Source organism: Parasphingorhabdus sp. (genome assembly GCF_036963705.1).
Classification (GTDB): domain Bacteria; phylum Pseudomonadota; class Alphaproteobacteria; order Sphingomonadales; family Sphingomonadaceae; genus Parasphingorhabdus.
Window position 1 is genome coordinate 1 of sequence record NZ_JBALUT010000108.1, and the last position, 5,873, is coordinate 5,873.

The 5,873-nt window shown below is 57.5% G+C and carries 6 protein-coding genes and 2 pseudogenes; 5 read left to right on the forward strand and 3 right to left on the reverse strand.

Going from position 1 to position 5,873, the window contains the following annotated elements:
• Both V7680_RS14700 and V7680_RS14705 read left to right on the forward strand, forming a co-directional pair.
• Window positions 1-532: pseudogene (locus V7680_RS14700) on the forward strand (GntP family permease); the annotation flags it as partial.
• Complete coding sequence (locus V7680_RS14705; RefSeq protein ID WP_335654014.1) at window positions 532-1,017, forward strand: GNAT family N-acetyltransferase; 486 nt, start codon at window positions 532-534, stop codon at window positions 1,015-1,017. The pseudogene V7680_RS14700 and the gene V7680_RS14705, both read left to right, overlap by 1 nt.
• Before the next feature lie 90 nt (window positions 1,018-1,107).
• Here the strand turns inward: V7680_RS14705 and V7680_RS14710 are convergent, their stop codons facing one another.
• Window positions 1,108-1,713 (reverse strand): PadR family transcriptional regulator, encoded by a 606-nt coding sequence (locus V7680_RS14710; protein WP_335654015.1) that lies wholly within the window; start codon window positions 1,711-1,713, stop codon window positions 1,108-1,110.
• A 226-nt stretch (window positions 1,714-1,939) separates the two neighbouring features.
• Here V7680_RS14710 and V7680_RS14715 point away from each other — a divergent pair, with 226 nt between their 5' ends.
• Window positions 1,940-3,070, forward strand: a complete 1,131-nt coding sequence (locus tag V7680_RS14715) for a serine hydrolase domain-containing protein (protein WP_335654016.1) — start codon at window positions 1,940-1,942, stop codon at window positions 3,068-3,070.
• 201 nt (window positions 3,071-3,271) lie between these two features.
• The gene (locus tag V7680_RS14720; protein ID WP_335654017.1) at window positions 3,272-3,790 is read left to right on the forward strand and encodes a hypothetical protein; all 519 of its coding nucleotides are present in this window, start codon (window positions 3,272-3,274) and stop codon (window positions 3,788-3,790) included.
• Window positions 3,791-3,895: 105 nt separating this feature from the next.
• Here the strand turns inward: V7680_RS14720 and grpE are convergent, their stop codons facing one another.
• The gene (grpE, locus tag V7680_RS14725; protein WP_335654018.1) at window positions 3,896-4,495 is read right to left on the reverse strand and encodes a nucleotide exchange factor GrpE; all 600 of its coding nucleotides are present in this window, start codon (window positions 4,493-4,495) and stop codon (window positions 3,896-3,898) included.
• Window positions 4,496-4,517: 22 nt separating this feature from the next.
• Entirely contained in the window at window positions 4,518-5,567 is a 1,050-nt protein-coding gene (hrcA, locus tag V7680_RS14730; RefSeq protein WP_335654019.1) for a heat-inducible transcriptional repressor HrcA, read from the reverse strand.
• 126 nt (window positions 5,568-5,693) lie between these two features.
• On the opposite strand from hrcA, the pseudogene V7680_RS14735 reads away from it, so the two are divergent.
• Window positions 5,694-5,873 (forward strand): annotated as a pseudogene (locus V7680_RS14735) (ribonuclease PH); the annotation flags it as partial.

Here is a 5,873-nt window from a genome sequence, read left to right on the forward strand (position 1 = left end):
GGCGCTGGTAGCGGCTTTGGGATCGGGCGCGGTTGTCGCCCTGATCGTCGGTTACAAGAAGCTGAAATCCATGCCGGAAGCTTTCTCGCGCGGTGCGACGAGCGCGGTGGTCGCCATCACCAATACCTGCGCCGTGGTTGGCTTCGGCTCCGTTGCCAAGCTGTCACCGGCCTTTCAGGAGGCACTGGTCATGGTGCAGAATATCCCGGGCAGCCCGCTGATCGGAGCCGCTGTTGCGGTCACCGTGATCGCCGGCCTTACCGGCTCGGCATCGGGTGGCCAGTCAATCGCCCTGCCCCTGATCGCGCCCCATTATATCGATGTCGGCGCGCAGCCCGACGAGCTGCACCGCGTGGTCGCCATCTCCTCCGGCGCGCTCGATAGCCTACCGCACAATGGCTATGTCGTGACCACGATCCGCGCAGTATGCGGCGAAACCCACAAAGACGCTTATGGAGCGGTGGGTGCGTTGACTGTTGTCATACCGGTGATCGGGACGATCATGGCGGTAATATTGTTCGGGGTTTTCTAGTGCCTGTCACGACCCGTCGCTACCGCGCCGGAGACCGGCAAGCCTTCATCGAGCTCAATCGCGACTGGATCGAGGAATATTTTGTTCTGGAAGAAAGCGACCGCGAACAGCTGGAAGAACTGGAAACATCTATTCTGGGCAAAGGCGGGCAGATTATCGTTGCTCTGCTCGACGATATGGTTGTCGGGACCGGAGCGATCCTGCCACCGCATCATGATCCGGGTGATGGCCGAAAATGGTTGGAGATCGTCAAGATGGCGGCGCGAAAAGACGCGCGCGGACAAGGTATAGGACGCAAGGTGTTGGAGGCTTTGATCGGAGAGGGCCGGGCCATGGGGGCGGATGCGATATGGCTCGAGACCAATGCAGGCCTGAAAGCCGCAATCCGTCTTTACGAACGGTGCGGCTTTCAGCATTTGTCTGACGATGATCTGTGGCCCACGCCTTACGCGCGGTGCAATGTCCAGATGACTCTTCACCTTTAATCCTTAGGCCAGCGAAGGCTGGGACCTAGATCGAGCGCAAAGAGACCCACATAATGCGGGCTGGATCCCGGCCTGCGCCGGGATGACCAGTTACTTCAACCGCTCGATCTTGCTCGCGGCTTCATCGATAATCGCGGTGACTTCCAGAATCTTGTCCGATCCCTTTTCCTCGTCACCTAGCCGGATGGCAATCGCACTCTTGAGGTTGTGCATCGCGCGGCGGACAGATGCGCCATCGCTGGCCTCACCCATTTTCGATACGCCCTCCAGCCGTGCGAGAATCTCGGCGATTTCCGCCTCGTCCTCTGCCAGCCGGGCGGAACCCGCGTCGGTGATTGAATAGACTTTCTTGCCGTCATCATCGACCTTTTCGTCGATCAGGTCCATTTCCGCCATCAGGGTCAGCGTCGGATAGACGATCCCCGGACTGGGCGCATAATGGCCGCCGGTCAGTTCCTCGATCTGACGGATCAGATCATAGCCGTGCCGCGGTTCTTCGGCGATCAGGTGCAACGTCAGGAGCTTCAGTTCGCCGCGCCGGAACATCCGCGCGCGCCTTTTGCCCTTGCCGCCTTCAAAAGCGGCTTGGGCAAAAGCTCTGGCGAATTTCTCGCCAGGCGGCCCGCCTCTTCCGCGGCCTCGACCACGACCAGATCCACGTCCAGACCCTTCAGGGCCTCCGGTTCCAAATTTCATTCCATGTCTCATTTTCTAATCTTTCTTTATATCTAAGATGTTCTTAAGATATATCTTAATACGATCTTTGCAATAGGGAAATCACTAAAAATGCACAAGCGTCTGAAAAATTTACGGAATAATTCGCGGAACAGTGACCCCGCGACATTCGGGATGCCCGTTAAAGATATTGGACTCAGGGCCACAAGCTGTTAATCGAACAGTTAAAACATGGATGGAGAGATCAATGGAAACCCCGATTCACGGTATATGCGATTCCCGCTTTGCAGCAGTCAAAGCAGCCTTCGAGAATAATTTCCGGGAACATGGGGACATTGGCGCGTCGGTTGCGATCACTCTCGATGGCGAATTTGTTGTCGATCTGTGGGGCGGTCATCTCGACGAGGAACGGACCGACTCGTGGCAGGAAGACACTCTGGTCAATGTCTGGTCGAGCACCAAGACGATGGCGGCGATGTCATTGCTGCTGCTCGCGGATCGCGGCGAAGTTGACCTCCATGCACCGGCCGCCAAATATTGGCCCGAATTTGCGCAAAATGGGAAAGAATCTGTCGAAGTCCGGCATTTTCTCAGCCACACCGCCGGACTCTCGGGAATGGACGAAAAGGTCGAGGGTGATGCGCTCTATGACTGGGAATGGATGACCGATGCCCTCGCCAAACAAGCCCCTTGGTGGGAGCCGGGAACGCAGTCGGGCTATCACGCCCTCACCCAAGGACATTTGATCGGCGAAATCGTCCGCCGGGTATCCGGCCAATCAATCGGCAATTTCTTCCGTCAGGAGATTGCCGAGCCGACCGGAGCGGATTTCCATATCGGCGCGGACGGAGCGCTCGACGCACGGATCGGTAATCTCATCCCGCCCAAATCGCGCGTCGCTCCCGATAGCGATTCCATCGCCGGCCGCACTTTCGCCAATCCCGGCGTCGATGCCACCGAACCCAGAAAACGGGCTTGGCGGGCAGCAGAAATCCCCGCAGCCAACGGCCAGGGCAACGCGCGCAGCATCGTTCGCGCCCAGACCGCGATGGCCAACGGCGGCCAGGCGTTCGGCAAGACGATCATGTCGGAAGCTGGCACAAAGAGGATTTTCGAGAAACAGAGCGAAGGCACCGATCTGGTCTTCGGCATGCCGGTTACTTTTGGCATGGGCTATGGCCTGAACAGTCCGTCCACCCCGATCAGCCCCAATAGCAACACCTGCTTCTGGGGCGGCTATGGCGGATCTTCGGTGATGGTCGATCAGGACGCGAGGCTGTGCTTTTCCTATGTGATGAACAAGATGGAGACCGGGCTATTGGGTGATCCGAGAGGATTTGGGCTGGCGGCGGCGATGTATATGTCGATGGCGGTTTAGAGAGCGGTAATCGCCGCAAATGTCACCCCAGCGAAGGCTGGGGCCTAAACCAAAGGTGGCGAGACTCACACAGGCGGGTTGGGTGCCAGCCTTCGCTGGCATGACACTGTTTCATTCCGCCTGCTTCGTTACACCTATAAGATATCGTACACCTCCGGTGGCGTTTAGAATATATTCAATGATTTGCGCTAGTGATGCGCGATGAATGATATGTCCACCACTGTTCTAGCGGCGCATGAGATCGCCGGTTTTCCTGCATCATTTACTATGGATGATGCACATATCCTTCGCAGCAAGATCATTGGAAAATGTGCCGATGTCGAGTGTTGGCTTGTTGATAGAATTCAACCGTATCAAACTCCGTCTCCAAGCTTTTCAATGAAAGTGAAGCAGTTCGAAGAGATTTTGAAAAAGCACCAAGGGGCGTTCAACAACCCGACGAGGCTTCAATCCTATCTAAAGGTGTTTCAACCCTTCGCGATTTTTCGTTCAGAACTTGCACATGCCAAACTAAGTTTGATTGAAACTACAGACGACAGAATGCTGATAACAATTCAAAACGCTGCATGGGGGTCTAATGTCCGGACTGCGAAATCGATTGTCTTGTCATCTGAAGAGCTTGAGAAGATATGGCGCGAGATGCACGTTGCGGCGCAAAAGATCACAAATTATACAATCACGCCATCCACACCCGTCACCCCAGCGAAGGCTGGGGCCTAAACCAAGGTCAGCGAGACTCACATAGGCGGCATTGATGCCAGCCTGCGCTGGCATGACGCATATTGTCGAATTTTTTGAAGGTCTAATCCCTCTAATCGGAAGAATCTATTCTTCCGCCTTTTTCGCCACGCCCACAAATGCCGGCCGCAACAACCGGTCCTTGATCACATAACCAGCCTGCATTTCCTGCACGATGGTGCCGGGCTCATGCTCGTCGGTCGGGATTTCGATCATCGCCTGATGCTGGTTCGGATCGAGCGGCAGGCCGACGGCGGCGACGCGCTTGATGCCGTTTTTCTCGAACGCGGCTTGCAGTTCGCGGCCGGTGGCTTCGATGCCGTTGATCAGGCCCTTCCACTTTTCCTCGTCCTTGACCTCGGCGGGGATCGCTTCGAGGGCACGGTTCATATTGTCCATCACCGAGAGCATGTCGCGAGCGAAGCCGGTCGCGGCATAAGCGCGGGCGTCCTGCGCGTCTTTTTCGAGACGGCGGCGGACATTCTGGGTTTCGGCCTGGGCATAGAGAACAGCCTGCTGGGCTTCGGCCAGCTCGGTTTCCAGCGCTTCGATACGATTGTCGGAATTTTCCGGCTGGGAGGCTTCACCTTCTCCGCCGCTTTTCATCGACTCCGGCACGCCGTCCAGTTCGGCTGCTGCCGCTGCGTCGCCATTTTCTTGTCCCGGATTCTGCTTGGTATCGCTCATGTTCTAATCACTCTAATTTCTATCATTTGGTCAACAAACGCGACAGGGTTTGCGCGGTAAAGTCTACCATGGGTACCACGCGGGCATAATTCAACCTTGTCGGACCGATTACACCGACCACGCCAACCACCTGTCCGTCGCCGTCTTTATAGGGCGCCGCTATCACAGATGAGCCGGAAAGGGAGAATAATTTATTCTCCGCGCCGATAAATATTTTTGCCGCTTCGGCATCGCGGGCATTGTCGAGCAAGCGAGCGATTTCCTGCTTGGCTTCGAGCTCGTCGAGCAAGCGCCGCACCCGATCGAGATCGGCCAGCGCGCTATTGTCCTGGAGCAGATTGGCCTGTCCGCGAACGATCAATACCGGTCGGTCCGATGGATCTCGGCTCCAGGTGACCATGCCCGCCTTGACCAGCTCTTCCGAGGCTTTGTCGATCGCCAATTCACCGGCACTAATCTCCCCGCCGACGGTTGCCAGCGCCTGGCTGAGCGTCTTGCCGCCATAGCGGGCGGTGAGAAAATTGCCGGCTTCGACCAACGCCGATTCCGATACGCCGGGCGGCAGGTCGAGCACGCGATTCTCGACGCCGCCATCCTGGGATACGAGGATCGCCAGTCCCTGCCCTTCGGACAATTTCACGAAACTGAATTGTTTGAGCAACGGCTCGCGCTTCGGCACCAGCACGAGACCGGCGCAGGAGGACAGGCCGGAGAGGATCGAGGTCGTGGCGCGCAGGGCATCCTCGACCGGCCCCTGCTCGGTGATCTGGCTTTCGATCGCGTCGCGCTCCTGCTGCGTCGGGACCGCCGCCTGCATCATGCCGTCGACGAACAGCCGCAGCCCAAGCTCGGTCGGCATCCGTCCGGCGCTGGTATGCGGCGCCGCGAGCAGGCCCAGTTCCTCGAGATCCTGCATGACATTGCGGATCGAGGCGGGCGAGAGTTCCAGGCCCGGCGCCTTGGATATCGTCCGCGACCCGACCGGCGCGCCGGTGTCGAGATAGGATTCGACGACGACGCGGAAGATGTCCTGTGCTCGAGTGGTCATTTCGGTGATCGGGGTGTTGGTCATGGGTGATAGATAGGTCAAATGTCGGGCGGTTTCCAGCATTACTCATCTCCGATTGGGAGAGGAGGAGGGATTGCCTCTCCCGTTGCGAGAGGTTAAGGACCCGCCAACTCTAAAAAGGATCAAACTATGCGACCATCGGGCCGTGCGCCGGACGAAATGCGCGCCATTTCTATCGAAACCGGATTTACCAAACATGCCGAAGGAAGCTGTCTGATCAGCTTTGGCGATACGCGGGTATTGTGCACCGCCAGCATCGAAACGAGCCTGCCACCATGGATGCGCGGCAAGGGTACCGGCTGGGTCACC